This is a genomic window from Desulfuromonas sp. DDH964 (assembly GCF_001611275.1).
In the GTDB taxonomy this organism is placed as follows: Bacteria; Desulfobacterota; Desulfuromonadia; order Desulfuromonadales; family DDH964; genus DDH964.
In genome coordinates this window covers 1,347,854-1,366,813 of record NZ_CP015080.1, presented here as the reverse complement: position 1 = coordinate 1,366,813, position 18,960 = coordinate 1,347,854, and the positions used below count along the sequence as shown (strand labels likewise).

At 63.7% G+C, this 18,960-nt stretch carries 14 protein-coding genes; 4 read left to right on the top strand and 10 right to left on the bottom strand.

Translation table 11 applies throughout. The annotated features are described in order from the left end of the window. The first annotated feature begins 7 nt into the window (after positions 1-7). On the top strand, positions 8-1,600 hold the full coding sequence (locus tag DBW_RS06230; RefSeq protein WP_082820212.1) for a phosphotransferase: 1,593 nt from the start codon (positions 8-10) through the stop codon (positions 1,598-1,600). Between the two features lie 121 nt (positions 1,601-1,721). Here DBW_RS06230 and DBW_RS06225 read toward each other — a convergent pair whose 3' ends face one another. The 5 genes from DBW_RS06225 to pdhA form a co-directional block, all read right to left on the bottom strand. Beyond that, entirely contained in the window at positions 1,722-2,861 is a 1,140-nt protein-coding gene (locus DBW_RS06225; RefSeq protein ID WP_066725792.1) for a PAS domain-containing sensor histidine kinase, read from the bottom strand. A 124-nt stretch (positions 2,862-2,985) separates the two neighbouring features. Next, the gene (locus DBW_RS06220) at positions 2,986-5,385 is read right to left on the bottom strand and encodes a Lon protease family protein (RefSeq protein ID WP_066725789.1); all 2,400 of its coding nucleotides are present in this window, start codon (positions 5,383-5,385) and stop codon (positions 2,986-2,988) included. Position 5,386: 1 nt separating this feature from the next. Beyond that, on the bottom strand, positions 5,387-6,712 hold the full coding sequence (locus tag DBW_RS06215; RefSeq protein ID WP_066725786.1) for a dihydrolipoamide acetyltransferase family protein: 1,326 nt from the start codon (positions 6,710-6,712) through the stop codon (positions 5,387-5,389). Between the two features lie 97 nt (positions 6,713-6,809). Continuing rightward, complete coding sequence (locus DBW_RS06210; protein ID WP_066725783.1) at positions 6,810-7,781, bottom strand: alpha-ketoacid dehydrogenase subunit beta; 972 nt, start codon at positions 7,779-7,781, stop codon at positions 6,810-6,812. 70 nt (positions 7,782-7,851) lie between these two features. Continuing rightward, entirely contained in the window at positions 7,852-8,835 is a 984-nt protein-coding gene (gene pdhA / locus DBW_RS06205) for a pyruvate dehydrogenase (acetyl-transferring) E1 component subunit alpha (RefSeq protein WP_066725780.1), read from the bottom strand. 192 nt (positions 8,836-9,027) lie between these two features. Here pdhA and DBW_RS06200 point away from each other — a divergent pair, with 192 nt between their 5' ends. Beyond that, positions 9,028-9,507, top strand: a complete 480-nt coding sequence (locus DBW_RS06200; protein WP_066725777.1) for a heme-binding domain-containing protein — start codon at positions 9,028-9,030, stop codon at positions 9,505-9,507. Between the two features lie 245 nt (positions 9,508-9,752). Here DBW_RS06200 and DBW_RS06195 read toward each other — a convergent pair whose 3' ends face one another. From DBW_RS06195 to DBW_RS06185, 3 genes are all read right to left on the bottom strand, one after another. Beyond that, positions 9,753-12,656: an AAA family ATPase gene (locus DBW_RS06195; protein WP_066725775.1), complete on the bottom strand. Its 2,904-nt coding sequence runs from the start codon at positions 12,654-12,656 to the stop codon at positions 9,753-9,755. Beyond that, positions 12,656-13,795, bottom strand: a complete 1,140-nt coding sequence (locus tag DBW_RS06190) for an exonuclease SbcCD subunit D (RefSeq protein WP_066725773.1) — start codon at positions 13,793-13,795, stop codon at positions 12,656-12,658. Before DBW_RS06190 ends, DBW_RS06195 begins: the two co-directional genes overlap by 1 nt. 120 nt (positions 13,796-13,915) lie before the next feature. Next, positions 13,916-14,959, bottom strand: a complete 1,044-nt coding sequence (locus tag DBW_RS06185) for an aldo/keto reductase (RefSeq protein WP_066725771.1) — start codon at positions 14,957-14,959, stop codon at positions 13,916-13,918. Between the two features lie 223 nt (positions 14,960-15,182). Between DBW_RS06185 and DBW_RS06180 the strand changes: the two genes are divergently transcribed. Then, on the top strand, positions 15,183-15,680 hold the full coding sequence (locus DBW_RS06180; protein WP_066725768.1) for a universal stress protein: 498 nt from the start codon (positions 15,183-15,185) through the stop codon (positions 15,678-15,680). A gap of 376 nt (positions 15,681-16,056) precedes the next feature. Beyond that, a complete protein-coding gene (locus DBW_RS06175) occupies positions 16,057-16,536 on the top strand; it encodes a hypothetical protein (protein ID WP_066725765.1) in 480 nt (159 codons plus the stop codon). A 176-nt stretch (positions 16,537-16,712) separates the two neighbouring features. Here DBW_RS06175 and DBW_RS06170 read toward each other — a convergent pair whose 3' ends face one another. Both DBW_RS06170 and DBW_RS06165 read right to left on the bottom strand, forming a co-directional pair. Then, entirely contained in the window at positions 16,713-16,952 is a 240-nt protein-coding gene (locus tag DBW_RS06170; RefSeq protein ID WP_066725762.1) for a hypothetical protein, read from the bottom strand. Positions 16,953-17,043: 91 nt separating this feature from the next. Further along, positions 17,044-18,885 carry an ABC transporter ATP-binding protein gene (locus DBW_RS06165; protein WP_197463739.1) on the bottom strand — a complete coding sequence of 614 codons (1,842 nt, stop codon included), beginning with the start codon at positions 18,883-18,885 and terminating at the stop codon, positions 17,044-17,046. Positions 18,886-18,960: the final 75 nt, after the last annotated feature.

Here is an 18,960-nt window from a genome sequence, read left to right as displayed (position 1 = left end):
CGCTCAGATGCTGCTGGAAATGCATTGTCACAGCCTTGAACATTCTCCCTGCAGTCATGTCAGTGCCACCGAGTTGGTCAGGCGCTGTTTTGCCAAGGGCCTGCAGGGGATGGTTCTCACTGACCACCACTACCTCTGGCCGGAGGCCGAACTGCGGGACTTGCGCCGGGCCGCCCGGGTTCCGGACCATTTTCTGATCTTCTCCGCCCAGGAGACACGGACCGCAGATTTCGGCGATGTCCTGGTCTACGGCGCCGAGTCGACCCTCCCCCGTGACCTCCCTCTCGCCGGGTTACGTCAGGCAGCAGCGCAGGCGGCCCTGGTCTGGGCCCATCCCTATCGCAAGGGAGAGCAGCCGACCGATGAAAATCTGTGCCATGCCGCCTGGAACGGTATTGAGATCTTCAACTCCAACCACTCGGTGCGCGGCAACAGCCGCGGCCTGCGCGACTGGCACCGCCTGCGCTTTACCGCCATCGCCGGTACCGACACCCATGGCGGCAGCTATGCCGGTCTCTACCCAACCCTCTTCGACCATCCGGTAACGACCATTACCGAGCTGACCCGGGAACTGCGAGCCGGCCGCTGTCGCCCCTTCTACAAGGAAATCCCCCGGGCCGGCAGCAAAAACCGGGTGACCGAAGTCACCTTCGGCGCCAAAGGAGAGGATGAAATCCGGGAACGGATCATCATCCGCAATCTCGACACCCCCTTCAAGTGGCAATCGGCGGAACGGGCCCATCGCATCATGGAGGCGCTCGCGAGCCACGGATTTTCCGGCGGAACCTATCGGGTCCCGGCAGCCATCGATGCCGACCGGGAGGATCACACCCTGATCCAGGAAGGGTTACGGGGAAAGCTTCTCTTCGATCGCCTCAAGGCCGCTCCCGCCGAAGACGGACGCCATTATCTGCAGATGGCGGCAAAGTGGCTGGCACGCCTGCACAACTGCCGCCTGGTGCTGACGCCGCCGGGGGAATTCCTGCAGCGCGAGGCGCAGCGGCTCGCCCGCTATCTCGACCGCTTTCAAAGCATCGGCCATCCCTTCAGCACCCGCGCCAAAGGACTCCACGACCTGCTTCTCCACCGGGAGGAAGGACTGCTCCGCGGCAGCGAAGATGACCTGGTCCAGGGGCACGGCGACTACCACCCGAAAAACATCATTATCGGCCAGGACCTCCAGGAGGACCGCAATACCCTGTTTGTCGCCGCGGTCGACTTCGAAAGTTCCCTCTGCCTCCCTCCGGCCTTTGATGTCGGCTGTTTCCTCGCCCAGTTTCGCAACCAGTTCTTTACCCGGCCGGAGCTGCTTGAGCGCTACCCCGACGAAATTTTCCTGACCACCTACCGACAAGAACGGACCAGCCTGCCCCGGGATTTCGACACCCAGGTTGAGCTCTTTCGGGCCCGCACCAACCTCGGCATCGCGGCCTACCTGATCAAGCTCGGCCTTGGCGGCAGTGAAGATATTTACCGGGTCCTGGTCGAAGCCGAGCAGATTCTCACCCACGCCAGCGCGGCGGGATTCACCAGAGCCAATAAACCTCAGCCAGCGGAGAATAAAAATGGGGAGTTGTCTCAAAGGAAAAGCGGAGAGTGAGGCGAGGCCGGGGAGTTACCGCTGCGAGAAATGCGGCGGGGTCACGGCGGACAAAAAGCACGCCTGCAAACCGAAGAAGATCAAGGAGAAGACCGCGGGAAAGGAGAAGGGACAGAAGTAGTCAGCGCCCGCGCCACTGACGCGGGAACCTGGCAAAAAAACGGGTCCCCTCCTTCACGCTGGAGGAAAAACCGACCCGGCCACCGAGGTAGTCCTCGCTGAGCAGGCGCATGCTGTAGGTTCCGAGACCGCGTCCGGCATCCCGGGTCGAAAAGGAACGCTGGAAAATCTGCAGACGCACCGGATCGGGAATGACCCCGGGATTGTGAACCCAGAATTCGATCTCGCCGTCGACGTCAGCACAGCCGGCGCTGACCACCCCGCCACGGGGGGTGGCCTCCAGCGCATTTTTCACCATATTGCCAAGGACCCGGCCGAGGAGGGTTGGGTCGCTGACCAGCAACCCGACCGCGCCATTCTTTGCATGCATCAGGTCCCGGCCCTGGCTGACCTCGTGGAAACGATAGATATTCAGCACCTGGCCGAGCAGGCTGTCGGCGGCGACCGGACTCGGCTGGGGCTCAAGGTCCTGGCTCTCGGCCGCCGCCAGGGTGCGCTGGGCGAGAATTTCATCGATGATCCGCTCGGCCGCGCCGCGAATATGATCCACAACGCGGGCGGGGTTTTCTTCCTCCGGTTCGAGGAGAACCTCGGCAAAGCCGCGGATCCCCCCGGCGAGGTTGAGAATATCGTGGAAAAAGATCCGTTCCAGCGCCTGGCGGCGCTTCTCGTGGCTGATGTCGACAATGGAAAAAATGGTGAAGGTTTCTCCCCCGTATTCGATCGGGGTGGTCGAGACCCGCAGGTCGAGGGCCTCGCATTTCCCTTCGCGGTGGCGGGTGACCCGACACTCCTGGCGGGCGGAGTTGCCGTCGAGGCTGGCGAGGATCGTCGCCAGCATCCCGCAGGCCTGGCAATGTTGGCCGCTGCCACAGCCGTCCGGCGTGACCTGGGCATGCAGGCAGCGCAGGGCCTCGCCGGGGCGCAGACCGCGCAGAGCGGCCATGTCGCTGCCACCGGTCAGTTCAAACAGGGTCCGGTTGGCATAGACGATCTGCCGTTGGCGATTGAGAATCAGCAGGAGGGTCGGAACGGCGTCGAGCAGGTGGCGGGTGATAAAGCCATCGGCGAAGTACTCGGCCTGACGTTGCAGTTCAACATCGTCGAGCCGCTCCTCGCTGACAGATAAAACGCCCGGCATGACAGGACCCTCCCCGAAATGAATCCGGCGCGAAGATGCGCCGGATTCATTTGACCACAATCTGTGGAAGAAAGGCAAGAGGGGGGCGGGCCAATCTTTCCCATTCTGCAGCAGCGATCTACATTCAGCCCTCTTTGCCACTGGAAAAGCGGGCGACAGCATCCGCCAGTTGCCGCAAGCGGCTATCCACCCGGGCGTTGATCGTCCCCTCGGGCCAGGAACCATCTTCCTGCCGCCGCCCGGCCGGCACTCCGGTGAGAATTTCGATCCCCTCGTCAATTGTCCCCACCGCCCAGAGGTGGAAGCGGCCGGCGGCCACTGCCTCCCGCACCTCGGTCTTGAGGAGGAGGTTGCGGACGTTCTGAATCGGAATCATCACCCCCTGGTCGCCGGTCAGGCCACGCACCTTGCAGAGAGAAAAAAATCCTTCGATCTTTTCGTTGACACCGCCGATCGGCTGAACCTGGCCGCGCTGGTTGACCGAACCGGTGACGGCGATTCCCTGGTTCAGCGGCGCCCCGGAAAGGGACGACAGGAGGGCGTAGAGTTCGGCCGAGGAGGCGCTGTCCCCTTCGATCCCGCCGTAGGACTGCTCGAAACAGATGGAAGCCGCCAACGCCAACGGTTTGTCCTGGGCAAAGCGGTCGCCGAGAAAGCCGGTAAGAATCAGGACCCCCTTGTCGTGAATGGGGCCGGAGAGTTTGGCCTCCCGCTCGATATTGACCACTCCGCCCTTGCCGAGATAGGTCCGCACCGTCACCCGGGACGGCTTGCCAAAGGAGTAATCGCCGAGCAGGTAGACGGAGAGGCCGTTAACCTGGCCGACCACGGCGCCGTCGGTATCGACCAGCAGCGTCCCTTCTTCGAGGAGCTCCTGGATGCGTTCCTCGGCCTTGTTGGAACGATAGATCCGGGCTTCGACCGCGAGGTCGACATGCTCGGCGCCGACCCGATCGAGCGCCTTGCGCCGGGCATAGAAGGCCGCCTCCCGCAACAGGTCGGCGATATCTAGAAAACGCGAGGAGAGCTTCCCCTTGTCCTCGATCAGGCGCGCCGAGTATTCGACGACCCGCGCCACGCCGCCGCGGTCGAAAGGGAGAATCTTCTCCTCTTCGCACTTGGAAGCGATGAAGCGGGCGTATTGCTGAACGTTCTCCCAGGTATTCTTCATCATCCGGTCGAAATCGGCCTTGACCTTGAAATACTTGCGGAAATCCTGGTCGTACTGGTAGAGGAGATAGTAGAGGAGTGGCGTCCCGATCAGGATGATCTTGCAGTCGAGGGGGATCGGCTCGGGCTTGAGGGAGACCGTCGCCAGCAGCCGGAACTGCTCAGCCATATCCTCGATCTTGATCTCGTGGTTGCGGATGCAGCGTTTGAGGGCCTCGTAGGAGAAGGGGTTGAGCAGGACCTCGCGGCAATCGAGGATCAGGTAGCCGCCGATGGCCCGGTGCAGGGCGCCGGGTTTGATCATGGTGAAGTTGGTGGTAGCGTTCCCCATCTGGATGGTGTGCTCAATGCGACCGAAGAGGTTGAAGTAGGTCGGGTTCGCCTCGTAGATCACCGGAGCGCCGTCCAGTTCGCTGTTATCGACAAAGAGGTTGACCAGGTAGCGTTCGAAGGAGGGTTCCTGGTTCCCCTGTAATCCGGGAATGGAAATTTGCGGCCCCTGGCTGGGCCGGAATTCGTCGATGCGCTCGACCAGGTCCTTTTTGCAGGCGGCGAAATGGTCGAGGACCGGAGCAAAACCGGAAAATTCCTCCTCGAGCTCATCAAAGAGATGGCCGATGGCGAAGAGCATGACCTTCTTCTCCATGGTGGCGATCGCTTCGCGCATCTCCTTTTCGCCGTCCCGCACCTTGCGCAGCACCTCGTTGAGCCTCTCCTGCAGCGCCTCCCCCTTCTGGTCCAGCCGCTTGCGCTCTGCTTCCGCCAGCGCCTCGAATTCCTGTTGCGACAGGGGTTCGCCATTCTGCGTCGGCACCAGGACCAGGCCGCTGACGCTGCGCTGCAGCAGGAATCCTTCGCTGTTGGCGTGCTGCTCGAGGCGCTGAAAGAGCTGCCGATGCTTCTCCTGGTATTCGCCGGTAATACGCCCTTTCTGCTCTTCGTATTCCTTGCTCTCGAAGACCTTGGGGATCTCTTCGGCGAGTCGCGCGACCAGCTGTTCCACTTTTTTCTGCAGTTCGCGACCACGCCCGGCCGGCAGCTGCAGGGCCCGCGGCCGGCTGGCATCGGCAAAGGAGAGGACGTAGCACCAGTCGCTCGGCACCGGCTCGTCGCCGGCCCGCCCCCGCACCAGCTTGCGAATGGTCGAGGAGCGCCCGGTACCGGGATCGCCAAGGACAAAGATGTTGAAATTGTCGTCCTTGAAGGAGAGTCCGAACTCGATCGCCGTTACCGCCCGGTCCTGGCCGATCGTCCCTTCCAGGCATTTGAGCTCGGCGGTGGTCTCGAACTCGAACTGCGCGGGATCGCAGCGCCAGGTCAGCTCCTCGACGGGAATACGGCAGGCTTCTTTCATTTCAGGCCTCTTCCTCCGCGCTGCCGCAGGCAATCAGGACCACCGGCGCTTCGAGGTAGCTCTTCAGGGTGGCAAGGAACTCCGCGGCGTCGGCGCCATCCAGGGCCCGGTGGTCGGCGGAAAGCGTCAGGCGCAGGATCGGCGCGATCGTCGATTCGCCATGTTCATCGACCACCAGCTCACCGCGGGCGGTACCGACCGCCAGGGCCGCCACCTGCGGCGGGGTGATGATGGCGCTGAAGGATTCGACCCCGAGCATTCCCATGTTCGAAATGGTGAAAGTCCCGTCCTGCATCTCTTCCGGGGTGAGCTTTCCCAGGTGCGCCTTCTCGGCCAACGACTGGCTTTTCCGGCTGATGTCGCGCAGGGAGAAAGCGGCGCAGTCCTTCAGCACCGGGTTGTAAAGGCCGCGGTCGGTGGCGACCGCCATGGCGATATTGATCCGGGCCTGCTCCACCGCTTCGCCGTCAAGGTGATGACTGTTGACCCAGGAATGCTCCTGCAGGGAACGGATGGTGGCAGCAACGATGAAATCGTTGATGCTGACCTTGAGATCCTTGCGGAAACGAATGACGTCGGTCATGTCGACGGCGACGGTGACGTAGAAATGGGGGATCGTCTCCCAGGCCTCGACCATCTTGCGGGCGACGATGCGGCGGATCTTGACCGATTTGCCCGAGGTCGGCGCGGCCGCAGAGGAGGCAGTTGCCGGCCCCTTCACTGCGCCGGCTTCCGCCTGTTCGATATCGGCCACCAGGATTCGCCCCCCCGGCCCGCTCCCGCGGACCCTGGCGAGATCGACATTCTTCTCCCGGGCGAGACGCCGTGCTGCCGGCGAGGCGGGCGGCGTTTGACCGCCGGGCCGCGCCCCTGTCATCGCCTCCTCTTTTCGGGACGCCGGCGCTACTCCCTGCGCCGCCGGTTGCGGCTCTTCTTCGGCAGCCTCCGGCTTGACGGGCGTTTTGGCCGCCGCCGGCGCCCGCGCTGTCCCCTTTTTCTCTTCCTTTTCCTCCTTTTCTGTCTCCTGCTTTTCTTCCTTATCTTTCTTCTCCTGCTTTTCCTCCTTATCCTTCTTCTCCTGCTTCGCCGCCGCGACATCGAGAATGGCGATCAGGGTACCCACCGGTACCGTCTCCCCCTCGGCCACCTTGATGGCGGCAACGGTGCCATCCTCGAAGGCCTCCATCTCCATCGCCGCCTTGTCGGTCTCGACCTCGGCGATGATATCGCCGCGGGCGATTCTATCCCCTTCGGCCACGTGCCATTTAAGGATCGTCCCCTCTTCCATGGTGTCGCTCAACTTCGGCATGGTGATTTCGGTTGCCATTAACTTGCCCTCTCCTTGTGGTCGCAATGAACCGGCGGACCGGCCGCCGGCGCCAACGGTTATTTGAAAACTGGCGTGATTCCTTCGCTTAAGGGGCTCAGAAGAGCTCCATGACCCGCGCCGCCACTCGGGCGGCATCGGGGATGGCTGATTTTTCGAGGTGTTTGTTGTAGGGCATCGGCACATCGGCCCCGCCGACCCGCAGCACCGGGGCATCGAGATCGTCGAACCCCTGCTCCATGATGCGGGCGACGATCTCCCCGCCCCAGCCGAAGGAGAGCCAGGATTCCTCGACGGTGACCGCGCGCCGGGTCTTGCGCAGCGAAGCGAGCACCGTGGTCATGTCGAGGGGATTGAGGCCGCGCAGATCGACGACCTCGGCATCGATCCCCTCCTTGGCCAGTTGTTCGGCCGCCTCGAGGCAGACATAGACCATGCGCGACAGGGTCACCAGGGTGACGTCGCGGCCGGAGCGCTTGATATCGGCCCGGCCGAGGGGGACCAGATGTTCTCCTTCCGGCACCTCGCCCTTGACGCCGTAGAGCCCCTCGTGTTCGAGAAAGAGGACCGGGTCGTCGCTGCGGATGGCGCTCTTCAGCAGCCCCTTGGCATCGGCAGGAACCGAGGGGACCACCACCCGCAACCCGGGGCAGTGGGCAAAGAGCGCTTCCAGGGAATGGCTGTGCTGGGCGCCGAGCTGGTGACCGGCGCCTCCGGGGGCGCGGATGGTCAGGGGAACCCGCACCTGGCCGCCGAACATGTAGCTCGCCACCGCCACGTGGTTGAAGATCTGGTCCATGGCGACGATGGCGAAGTTGACGGTCATCAGCTCGGCAATCGGCCGCAGCCCGGCCATCGCCGCCCCGCAGGCGAGGCCGACAATGCCGGCCTCGGCGATCGGAGTGTCAAGGACCCGTTTTTCGCCGAACTTGGCGAGCAGCCCCTTGGTCACCTTGAAGGACCCTTCATAAAGGCCGACATCCTCGCCGAGGATAAAGATCGAGCTGTCCCGTTCCATCTCTTCCCGCAGGGCCTGGTTCAGGGCCTCGCGACAGGTGATTTCAGCCATGGCAAACTCCAGGCAAGTCAGGCTTGCCGGTTACAGGTCTTCAGGTACTCTGTCATCCGCAGGTTGCGACCTATTCGACATAGAGATCGGTCCACAACTCCTCCGGATCGGGATCGGGGCTCTCCTCGGCGAAGCGGATCGCCGCCTTGATCAGCTCCTGCTCCTCCCCGTCGACCGCCGCAAGCTCCTGCTTCGTGAAGTGTCCGGCCTGGACCAGGAAAGCGGCAAAGTTGGGAATCGGGTCCCGTTCCTGCCAGATCTTCTTCTCCTGCTCGCTGCGGTAGGTCCCCGGGTCGGAGATCGAATGGCCGCGGAAGCGGTAGGTGATCGCCTCGATATAGGTCGGCCCCTCGCCGGAGCGGGCCTTGTGCACCGCCTGGCGCACCGCCTCGTAGACTGCCAGCACGTCCATGCCGTCGACCTTGAGCCCGGGAGTCTCGTAGGCGCAGCTCTTCTTGTAGAGCTGGTCGAGGGAACTCGCCCGGACCACGCTGGTACCGATGCCGTAGCCGTTGTTTTCGCAGACGAAGACCACCGGCACCCGGTAGAGGGCGGCCATGTTCATCGCCTCGTGAAAAACCCCCTGGTTGGTGGCGCCGTCGCCGAAGAGGCAGACCACCACCTCGTCCGATTCCCGGTAGAGGATGGCGTAACCGACCCCGACCGCCAGCGGCAGGTGACCGCCGACGATGCCGTACCCCCCCATGAAGCGCAGGTCGGCGTCGAACATGTGCATCGACCCCCCCTTTCCCCTGCTCACCCCGGTCGCCTTGCCGAAGAGCTCGGCCATCACGTACTTGGGCTCGGCCCCCTTGGCCATGATCAGGCCATGTTCCCGGTAGGCGCTGACCATGTAATCCTCGCGGTGCATGGCATGGGCGACGCCGACGCCGACCGCTTCCTGGCCGCTGTAAAGATGGAGAAAACCGCCCATCTTCCCCTGGCTGTAAAGTTTCGGACAGGACTCCTCGAACTCGCGAATGCGCACCATGTCGCGATAGATGGCCAGCAGGTCACGGGGTTCAAGCAGCTCCCGCGGAGATTTCTCTTTCATCGGCAACTCCTTCCGGAACGCTCACTGCGTCTTCGGTTAAAGCTTAGCAACCCCGCCGGGCTTGGCAAGGAACTCTCTGCCGGCCTTCCGGCAATGAGTTCCCGGATTTATTAGCATTTATTTATTGGCAATCGCAGCCGGCTTCGGTAAACTCAGGCGGAAAAGGGTTATTTCCAGGAAGGATGGGAGTCTATGTCGTCTTTTTTTTCCTACCAGAACCGGTTGTGGGCACTCTTCATTCTGTCGATTCTCTTTCCTGCCATCCAGTTCATTCCCTACGGCCATGACCACGAGAATCCGCCCATCGTCAGGGAGCCGGCCTGGGACAGCGAGCAGACCCGCAACCTCGCCAAGCTCGCCTGCTACGACTGCCACAGTAACGAAACGGTCTGGCCCTGGTACGCCAATGTCGCCCCGGCCTCCTGGCTGGTCGCCGTGGACGTTTATGGCGGCCGCAAACACCTCAACTTCTCCGACTGGCGCCAGGGACAGCGCGAAGGGGAAAACATAAAAGAATTGCGCGAGGTGATCAGTGAGGGGGAGATGCCGCCCCTGCAGTACCTGCTGCTCCACACCGAAGCCCGCTTGACGGCGGAACAGAAGCAGCAGCTGATCGACGGCCTGATGGCCACGGTCGGCAACAGCGGCCGGCGCTCAAATCAGCAGGAGTGAACGAAATCCTCTCCCGCAAAACCACAAACAGCCGAAGGCGCATTGCCTTCGGCTGTTTCCGTTTCGGCGCCCCAGGGCGGCTTGGAGACTGTCGGACTATCCATGCGCCGGCTGCAAATCCGGCTGTTCGGCCCATATTTTGGCTCCTTTTTGGCCCATAGCTCTGGCTATGAGCCCGCAAACGAGCCAAAATCTGGTCTCCAACATCCGAATTTTCGCTTCGTCCCGCATAGTCCGACAGGCTCCTAGGGGGTTACCACCGCAACGGAACTGCCGGCACGGCTCGCCAGAACATCGATGCGCAAGGGGAGCTGCTCCTTCAGCTCGGCGACATGGGAGATGATGCCGACCATGCGTCCGGTCGCCTGCAGGTCGACCAGGGTGCGGATCGCCAGCTCCAGTGACTCGGCGTCGAGACTGCCGAACCCCTCGTCGATGAAGAGGGTATCGAGGCGGATGCCACCGGCGTAGGCCTGCACGACGTCGGAGAGTCCCAGCGCCAGGGCGAGCGCCGCCATGAAGCTCTCGCCGCCTGAGAGGGTCGCCACCGGGCGCTGCTTGCCGGTGTAGGCGTCCTCCACCTCCAATTCGAGCCCGGAAGCCTTGTTCCCCTTGGCGCGCTCCTCCTTGCGCAACAGCTGGTAACGCCCTTTGCTCATCAGGGTGAGGCGCCGGCTCGCCTCGACCAGCACATCGTCAAGCAGCACGCTGAGGACAAAACGCTGCAGGCTGATTTTGTTGCCGGTCTGGCCGTTGGCGACATCGCTCAGGGTGCCGACCACGGCGTACTGCCGGTCGAGTTCTTCCCGGTCGGCGGCGGCCTTGGCGAGCTTGTTTTTCGTCGTTTTCAGTTGGAGCAACCGGTTATCGAGAGTGCGCCAGCGCTCGCCGGTATCATCCCGTTCGGCCCTGGCCGAGCTGCTCGCGGTTTCGAGCCGTTCCAGATCGGGTCGGGCAATTCCTTCCAGCTGTAATGTCAGCTGTTCCTGGGCACCGGCGAGACGCTGGCAGCTGCTGTCATAAACGGAGACCTGCTGCTTCAGCTGTTGCAGCACTGCCTCGTCGAGAAGAGCGGCACGGTATTCAGCTTCATCGGCGAAAGGGCTCGCCGCGAGAGCACTGGCGCACAGATTCTGTGTCTCGGTGAGGGCGGCCCGGGCTCTTTCCTGCTGCTCCTCGGCCGCCTCAAGCGCAACTTTCGCAGCAGTCAGGTGGTTTTGCGCCTGCTGGCAGGTCTCCTCCAGGCCCCGGATCTCTCCCTCGATCTGGCCGATGGTGCGGGTGGTTTCCGCAACCGCGGCGGCAAGCGCCCCCTCTTCGCGGTAGGCCTCGGGAAGCTCCTGCCCGGCGGTCTCGACCTGGGCCCGGGCGGCGGCAGATGCGGCCCGCCTCGTTTCCCGCTCCGCACGAAGCTGTTCCGCAGCGAGTCGCTGAACCTGTTCGCGGTCCGGCAGGTCAAAAGCGGATACCTTTGCCTCCCGCTGAACCGCAGCGATCTCCTCCTTCAGCCCGGCGAGCGTGGTGCCGGGCTTGACAGTAGTCCCCAGGTTTTCCGCCTGGCGCTGCAGATCCCGAAGCGATTCCTGTTCCCTGGCGGTCTGGAGCTTTGCGGTATCGAGGCGATCGAAGGCCTCCTGCACGGTGCGCCGCGCCGTTTCGAGCTGCTGCTGATCGGGAAGTTCGCGGTCGGTGCGGGCCGGGGACGGGTGCTCAAGGCTGCCGCAGACGGGACAGGGAGTGCCGGCCTGCAGTTCCCTGGCGAGGATCGCTGCCTGCCCCTGGTGCCACTCCAGTTCAAGGACCCTGGTGCGCTGGTTGCACTCCTCGTAGGCGCGGCGCAAGGCCGCTTCTTTCTCCCGGGCGGCCTGAAGACGCTGCTGGTATTCTTCGACCTGGCGAGCCTGCTGCTCCTGCTGGTGGAGGGTCAGGAAGCTATCGGCGAGGAGCTTGAACCGCACCAGCAGGTCGGCAGCCGCGGCGTCGCGGCTGGCTCCTTCAGCGGCCGCGCGGGCCGTCGCCAGCTTCCCGACGCGCTCGCCGTATCCCTGCAGCCTAGTCAGCGTTTCAGCGGCCTGTTTGAGTTCGGCCTGCAACCGGGGGGAAATCTCTTTCTTCCGGGTCGCTTGCTCCAGCGCGGTTTTTCCGGTGCGGAACGTCCCCTCGGCTTCTGCGGCCTTCCGCCGGGCCAGCTCCAGCTCGCGCTCACAGCGGGAGCGATCGCTGAAGAGAGGTTGCAGCTTGCGGGCCTGCTCGGCTCGGTCGATTCTGGAGCGTTCGGCATCGATCCGCGGGCGGTCCGCTTCCAACTCTTTCAGGTCGCGGGCGGCCTTCTCCAGTTGATGGAACTGCTGTTCGGTATTCCTCGCCTGCAACAGTCTCTTTTCCGCCTCGGAAAAAGCCCGCTCCTTGGTCTCCTTTTCGACCTTCGCCAACACGCAGACGGGCTCCAGCTCGGCCAGCTCCGCCTCCAGCGCCTCCGGGCTCGCCAGGCTCGCCCCCTCCAGCATCCCCTGCTGCAGCTGCAGCTGGCGCTCGCGCTCGCGGCGGATCTCGGCGGCGCGGGCCTTGAGGCTCTCCTCCAGGCGGCGATAGATGCGGGTCTGAAAGAGCTGGCCGAAGATCTTCTCGCGCGCCCCCGAATCGGCCATCAACAACTGGCGGAACTGCCCCTGCGGCAGCACCATCACCTGGCGGAACTGGTCGACGGAGAGCCCGGTCAGTTCTTCGATCTCCCGGGTCGCCTCGCTCACCTTGCTGGCGACGATCAGCTTAACCCCGCCCCCTTCCAGCAGTTCCTTCAGTTCTGCCTCCGGCGCCTGGGTGGTGAAGCCTTCACCGCGCGCCTTGGGGCGCTGCTGCTCCGGGCTGCGGCGGACGCTGAAGCGCCGCCCGGCCAGTTCGAATTCGAACACGACCTCGGTCAGGGTGTCGCTCGCCGCCAGGTCGCAGCGCATTTGCGCCCCTTCACGCTCGTCGCCGGTGGTCCGGCCATAGAGCGCGAAGCAGAACGCATCGAGGATGGTGGTCTTGCCCGAGCCGGTGGGGCCATTGATGAGGAAGAGCGGGTTCTCCCCCAGGCGGGTGAAGTCGATCTGCACCGCGCCGGGGAAGGGGCCGAATGCGGTCATGGTCAGGCGCAGCGGCCGCATCACTCCACCTCCCGGTGCAGGGCTTCAATGGTCGCGCTGACGATCGCCCGCTGGGCATCGCTCAGCGGCTCGCCGGCAACCTGGTCGAAGAAATCCTCGAACATCGCCAGTTCTCCCTGCTTGAGCCGCTCGCGCCCGACCTGCGCCGCCTCGCCCCGCCCCATCAGACCGGGGCGTTCCAGGTGCAGCACGTTGGGATAGACCTCGCGCAACTTGCTCATGACGTCGAGGATGGCGTGACTGTCGGTCAGGCGCACCAGCAGGTAATCGTCGCGCCCGGGGTCGCTCGCACCTGCGGCGAGCAGTTCGGCCAGGGAGCCTTCCAGGATGCGCATGTCACGGCGCGGGGTGAGAGGAATCTGCTCGATGGTCGCTTTGCCCGCGGCGTCAAGCTCGACCAGGGTAACCCCCTTGCGCTGGCGCTCTTCGGAGAAGGAGTACTTGAGCAGCGAACCGGAGTAGCGCACATGTGCGGCGCCGCGCTGCTGTGGACCATGGAGGTGGCCGAGAGCGGCGTAGGCGAAGGGGCGGAAATGTTCCGGCGCGACCTGGTCAGCGCCGCCGAGGGCGAGGGGGCGTTCCGACTCGCTGACCACGCCACCGGCGAGAAAGCAGTGGCCGATCACCACGCAGGGGCGCCCGCTTCCGTTGTGCCGGCGCACCTTCTCAAGGAGGAATGCCATGGCCTGGTCGTGACTGGAGACCTCGACCTCGAAGACCTGGCGCACCGTGGCCGGCTCGGCATAGGGGAGCGGATAGAAGGCGATTTCAACCCCTACCCTGGCCAAAACGACCGGTTCCAGCTCGTGCCGCAGCGGCCCGGCCACATGCAGCCCGGCGGCGGCGAGCTGGCGCGAACCAAAAGCGAGGCGCTGCGGGCCATCGTGATTGCCGGCGATCAGGATCAGCGGCACCTTGAGCTCGTGGCAGATGGCATGGACGGCCCAGTCGAGGAGCTCCACCGCCGCCGCCGGCGGCACCGAGCGATCGTAGATGTCGCCGGCGACCAGCACCACGTCGACCTGGCGCGCGCGGATAATCTCCAGCACCTGTTCCAGGGCGTAACGCTGGTCGTCGAGGAGGGAGACGTTGTGGAACTGGCGGCCGAGGTGCCAGTCGGAAGTATGGAGGATGCGCATGGGGATCTCGATGGCATGGGGATAGGGGTCCCATGAAAATACCAGCCCGGCGCGGCCAGAGAAAGCACAAAGCGCCTGTCACGGTTGCAAAATTTCGGGGTACGTGCGGCAGCAACCAGCTCAACGCCTGGCTTGCGCCAGCTGCCGGGCGCGGACTTCACCCTGCCGCTCCAGCATCCAGCCCGGATATTCCAGGGGCAGGCGGCTGACTTCGTCAAGGGCCGCCAGCTCCTGGTCCGAAAACTCGATCGCCACCGCAGCCAGGTTATCCTCCAGCTGCTCCGGGCGTTTGGCGCCGATGATGACACTGGTCACCCGGGGCTGGTGCAGCAGCCAGGCGAGGGCGACGCGCGCCACCGAGCAGCCCCGTGTTTCGGCCAGCGGCCGCATGCTGTCGATCACCTGCCAGGCCCGCTCCAACTCGACCGGCGGGAAATCGAAGTTGACCCGCCGGCTCTCTTTTTCACCACTGCGGTTGCGGCCGTACTTGCCGCTGAGCAGGCCACCGGCCAGCGGGCTCCAGACCAGCAGACCGAGCCCTTCGCTCTGCAGCAGCGGGATGATCTCGCGCTCCAGGTCGCGGCCAGCGATGGTGTAGTAGGCCTGCAGGGAGGCCAGGCGGGAGAAGCCGAGGCGATCGGCGATCCCCAGACCCTTCATGATCTGCCAGGCCATCCAGTTGGAGACCCCGACATAGCGCACCAGCCCCTCCTCCACCAGGGTCTCCAGCGCGCGCAGCGTCTCTTCCAGAGGCGTCGCAGGATCGAAACCGTGAATCTGGTAGAGATCGACATAGTCGAGCTGCAGCCGCTCAAGGCTCGCCTTGATCCCGTCGAGGATATGGGCCCGGGAGGCGCCGCGGCCGTTGGGCCCGGCCCCGGTTTCGCCGAAGACCTTGGTGGCGATCACCACCTCCTCCCGTTTGACCTGAAGATTTTTCAGCGCCTGGCCGGTGATCTGTTCGGCGACGCCGCCGGCGTAGACATCGGCGGTGTCGATGAAGTTGATGCCCGCCTTAAGGGCCAGGGCGATCAGCCGTTCGGCCTCCTGCTGCTGCAAGGAGCCGATCTTCCCCCAGATCCCTGCCCCGCCGCCGAAGGTCATGGTGCCGAAGCAGAGTTCCGAGACGAACAGTCCGGTGTTGCCAAGTCGGTTGTAGCGCATGGGGCCTCCTTTTCCTGAGCGGTTTTATGGAATCTGCGTTAAATCTACCACCAAAGTGACCAGGCTGGTCAACCGCGGAAGAGACGAGGGGCGAGCCGGAATTTTGTCGAATACTGCTCTCCCGGCCTTTAATTCCCGCCGCGGTGGGGCATAATTAGATTGTTGCCTCCGATCTGTCTTCGCGTCCACTCGACGCCCCCGATACCATCAGCGGGAGAAACTCATGGAACTGAACATCAAGTCGATTCTGTTCGCGTCCGGACTTGGCCCCAGGACCGGCTACGTCCTCGACCACGCCCTGAGCCTGGCCCAGAAATACAAGGCCAAAGTCCATGTCATCCACGGCTTTGACATCATGAAATTCAGCGCCCAGAGTACCGGGGAGCTGTACATGTCTCAGAGTGAGCTGGAGGATTCAATCGAGAAATCGCTGCGGGAAGAGGAGAGTCATATCCGCGGGCAGTTGCAGAATGTCATCCATGAACGGCTGGTAAAGCTGAAAGCGAGTGAATCGTTGATCGCCAGTATCGACATCGAACGCAAGCCGGCCAAGCAGGCGATCCTCGATGCCGCCGCCCAGTACCGCGCTGACGTGATCGTGATGGGCGCGCATCGGCAACCGGGGTTGGGGGAAGCGCGTCTTGGCTCGACCACCACGAAGGTCCTGACCCGGGCGACGGTGCCGGTTTTCGTGGTCAAGGGCGAAGCCAAAAAAGCCTGAAAGGTAGAACTCCCTTGGTTCTCTCCCCCTTGGTGCCCGTTGGTCTCTGCTGACTTTTAAGATGAACGCCACCAGTTTGGCGCCTTATCCCCGGACTGACCGCCCAACCGGGATGTTCAAGATTCAACAGGGGTTCTGGAACCTATCGGGTCCCTTGCCACCCCTGTTTTCCGCCACATCTGAAAGAACCGCCGCATCTGAAGGCGGAACAGCTCCCACCAACCTGTGATTCTTTCTGTCCACTCCCATCCGGCCCTTGCGGAAAGCGCCTCCTCCCACGTCATGGCCATCCCGCCCACCCGGCACACCTCTTGCTCTTTCTCTGTAATAACAGCGCAACGCGGAATCGGCCTGAATCTTTACGGAAATCCGCAAAATGACCTCATCGGACGGACAGAAGGATTCTTTCCAGTTCAGCCCACGGGATCTGCCCATTGCGCGCAAGAATGCCCTTCCAACCGGAGGCACCATGAAAAGGATTTTGATTACAACGGTCGTCCTGCTGGCCCTGTTGTTACCCGGCATGGCAATGTCAATGGGATCGCGGGGCCCAAGCGTCGGTGTCGTGGTGACGGTGCCGATTCTGCCGCCCGTCGTGGAGTTTGATTCAGAACCCTACTATTACCAGGACGGCTACCATTATCACTACAACGACAGCCGCTGGTACTACGCCAAGTCCAGAAGGGGCCCCTGGGAATCCTTGCCGCGCGACCACTACCCCAAGGAAGTCAGGTACAAAAATAAAGGCGGGCAGCATGACCAGGGCCGGGACCAGGACAACCGAGGCCATAAAGACAAAGGGCATGACAACCGCAGGGACGATGATCGAGGTCATAACGACCGCGGCCGTGACTGAGACCTGGCCGGCAGCGAGCGGGGGATTCCAGGCTTGACCGCGGCACCTTAGCGCCGGACTGGGCCTTCCTCGACCATCACCTTGCCTCACTTCCAGAAAAAACCGCCTGCCGGGTTTACCCGACAGGCGGTTTTAACGTTGTGAGTCAGGCAACCTGGTGACGGCCGCCAGCCGGTTCACCCCGCGCCGCTGCTGCCGGGATGATGCCAGGGTTTTTCCAGCAGCGGCAGCAAAAAGCGCTCGAAGGTGACCTGCTGCTTGGCGGTCAGCAGGTCGATGTTGCCGTCGTGGTCGAGGAGGAAGGTGCCGACGCCGATGACAGTGCGGGTGAGATAACCGGTGCCGGCGACGATCGCGTCGATTTCGTCGGTGCGTTTTTTGAGCAGGTGGCTCAGTACATCGAGGTCGATTTCCATGGTGCGCTGCTCCTGAAGAAAGGAAAGGTTCAATGAAGGCCAGAATAGAGGAGTTGCCGACGCCATTCAAGGCCGATGATCCGCGGATGCCTCAGCGATACCCTTCCGCCTGCAGCGAGAAGAGATAGGCGTACTGGCCGCCGAGCGCCATCAGCTCGGCATGGCTCCCCGCCTCGACAACCCGCCCCTTGTCGATGACGACGATGCGGTCGGCCATGCGCACGGTGGAGAAGCGGTGCGAGATCAGGATCGTCATCTTGCCGCGGCTCAGCTCGCGGAAGTGTTCGAAGATCGTCGCCTCGGCGGCGGCGTCCATGGTCGCGGTCGGCTCGTCGAGGACCAGGATATCGGCGCCCGCGCGCATGAAGGCCCGGGCCAGGGCGATCTTCTGCCACTGGCCGCCGGAAAGCTCGCGCCCCCCCTTGAACCACTTGCCGAGCTGGGTGTCGTACCGCTGCGGCAGCCGCTCGATGAACTCGCTCGCCATCCCCTTCTGCGCCGCCTCCTGCCAGCGCTGCCGGTCTTCGAAGTGACGCATGTCGCCGGCGCCGATATTCTCCCCGACCAGGAACTGGTAGCGGCCGAAATCCTGAAAAATGACGCCGATCCGCTCGCGCAGCGCCGCGCCGTCCCACTCCTGCAGATCGAGGCCGTCGAGGAGGATGCGGCCGCTGTCGGGGGTGTAGAGGCGGGTCAGCAGCTTGATCAGGGTCGTCTTGCCCGAGCCGTTCTCGCCGACCAGCGCCAGGCTGTCGCCGGGGAGCAGGTGCAGGCTGATCTCCTGCAGCGCCGGCGCCTCGCTGCCGGGGTAGCTGAAACTCACCGCCTCGAAACGCACTCCGTCGCCGGGGCGCGGCCCCTGCCGCAGCTCGCCGCGCACGGCCGGCACCGGCTGTTCAAGGTATTCGTAGAGGTTGGAAAGGTAGAGGTTGTCCTCGTACATGCCGCTGATTGCCGAGAGGCTCGCCGAGACCGCCGACTGTCCCTGTTTGAAGAGCATCAGGTACATCGTCATCTGGCCGAGGCTGATGCTGCCGCGGATCGCCGCGAGCGCGATCCAGGCGTAGGCGCCGTAGAAGGCGGCGGTGCCGAGCAGGCCGAGGGCGAAGCCCCAGGTGTCGCGGCGCAGGGTGAGGCGGCGATCCTCGGCGAAGAGTTTGGCGAATATTTCCTTGTAGCGCTCGATCAGCTTCGGCCCGAGGCGGAAGAGTTTGACCTCCTTGACGTAATCCTCCCGCGCCAGGACCGTCTCGAGGTACATCTGCATGCGCGTCTCCGGCGAGCGCCAGCGAAAGAGGCGAAACTTGTCGCCGGAGAACTTCGCCTCGGCGAGGAATTCCGGGATGCCGCCGGCCAGCAGGATCAGCACCGTCCAGGGGGAGAACTGCACCAGCAGCACCCCGTAGCTGACCAGCGAGATGCCATTCTGCACCAGGCCGAAGGTGCGGGTCACCAGCGAGAGGGGGCGGGTCGAGGCCTCGCGGCGGGCGCGGGTCAGCTTGTCGTAGAATTCCGAGTCCTCGAAATGGGCGAGCTGCAGGGTCAGCGCCTTCTCGAGGATCATCAGGTTGATGCGCTGCCCCATCAGCGCCCGCAGCAGCGCCTGGCAGGTGGCGATGCCGCGCTGGCTGCCGGCGATCAGCGCCACCACGCCAGCCTCGGCGGCGACGAAGAAGAGGACGTAGCTGGTGTCGGCGCTGCCGCTCTGCTGGTGCTGCCCCATCGCCGCCACCACGCCGTCGACGATCAGCTTGCCGATCCAGGCCACCGCCGCCGGCAGCACCCCGGCGACCAGGGTCAGCAGGGCGAAGACTAGGGCCAGCCGCCAACTGGTCGACCAGACCAGCTCGAGAGCGCGCCGACTGTAGCGAAACACATCGAGGAGCTGGCGCTGCGGCGGGTTGCTGTCGCTGGGGAGGGGCGGATGTTTCACAAATTATTCCCGTAGAAGGATAGGAGAATGCCCGACCAGACGCCCAAGGGGGGTCGACCGACCTAGTGTTTAATT

Bases quoted from the DNA above. Each gene is read 5' to 3' on its own strand.
- DBW_RS06210 (WP_066725783.1), bottom strand. From the start codon at position 7,781: ATGGCTGAAATCACCTGTCGCGAGGCCCTGAACCAGGCCCTGCGGGAA.
- DBW_RS06225 (WP_066725792.1), bottom strand. From the start codon at position 2,861: ATGCCGGGCGTTTTATCTGTCAGCGAGGAGCGGCTCGACGATGTTGAA.
- DBW_RS06170 (WP_066725762.1), bottom strand. From the start codon at position 16,952: ATGGAAATCGACCTCGATGTACTGAGCCACCTGCTCAAAAAACGCACC.
- DBW_RS06215 (WP_066725786.1), bottom strand. From the start codon at position 6,712: ATGGCAACCGAAATCACCATGCCGAAGTTGAGCGACACCATGGAAGAG.
- DBW_RS06230 (WP_082820212.1), top strand. From the start codon at position 8: ATGCTGCTGGAAATGCATTGTCACAGCCTTGAACATTCTCCCTGCAGT.
- DBW_RS06185 (WP_066725771.1), bottom strand. From the start codon at position 14,959: ATGCGCTACAACCGACTTGGCAACACCGGACTGTTCGTCTCGGAACTC.
- DBW_RS06200 (WP_066725777.1), top strand. From the start codon at position 9,028: ATGTCGTCTTTTTTTTCCTACCAGAACCGGTTGTGGGCACTCTTCATT.
- DBW_RS06220 (WP_066725789.1), bottom strand. From the start codon at position 5,385: ATGAAAGAAGCCTGCCGTATTCCCGTCGAGGAGCTGACCTGGCGCTGC.
- DBW_RS06175 (WP_066725765.1), top strand. From the start codon at position 16,057: ATGACCTCATCGGACGGACAGAAGGATTCTTTCCAGTTCAGCCCACGG.
- DBW_RS06190 (WP_066725773.1), bottom strand. From the start codon at position 13,795: ATGCGCATCCTCCATACTTCCGACTGGCACCTCGGCCGCCAGTTCCAC.
- DBW_RS06180 (WP_066725768.1), top strand. From the start codon at position 15,183: ATGGAACTGAACATCAAGTCGATTCTGTTCGCGTCCGGACTTGGCCCC.
- DBW_RS06195 (WP_066725775.1), bottom strand. From the start codon at position 12,656: ATGCGGCCGCTGCGCCTGACCATGACCGCATTCGGCCCCTTCCCCGGC.
- pdhA (WP_066725780.1), bottom strand. From the start codon at position 8,835: ATGAAAGAGAAATCTCCGCGGGAGCTGCTTGAACCCCGTGACCTGCTG.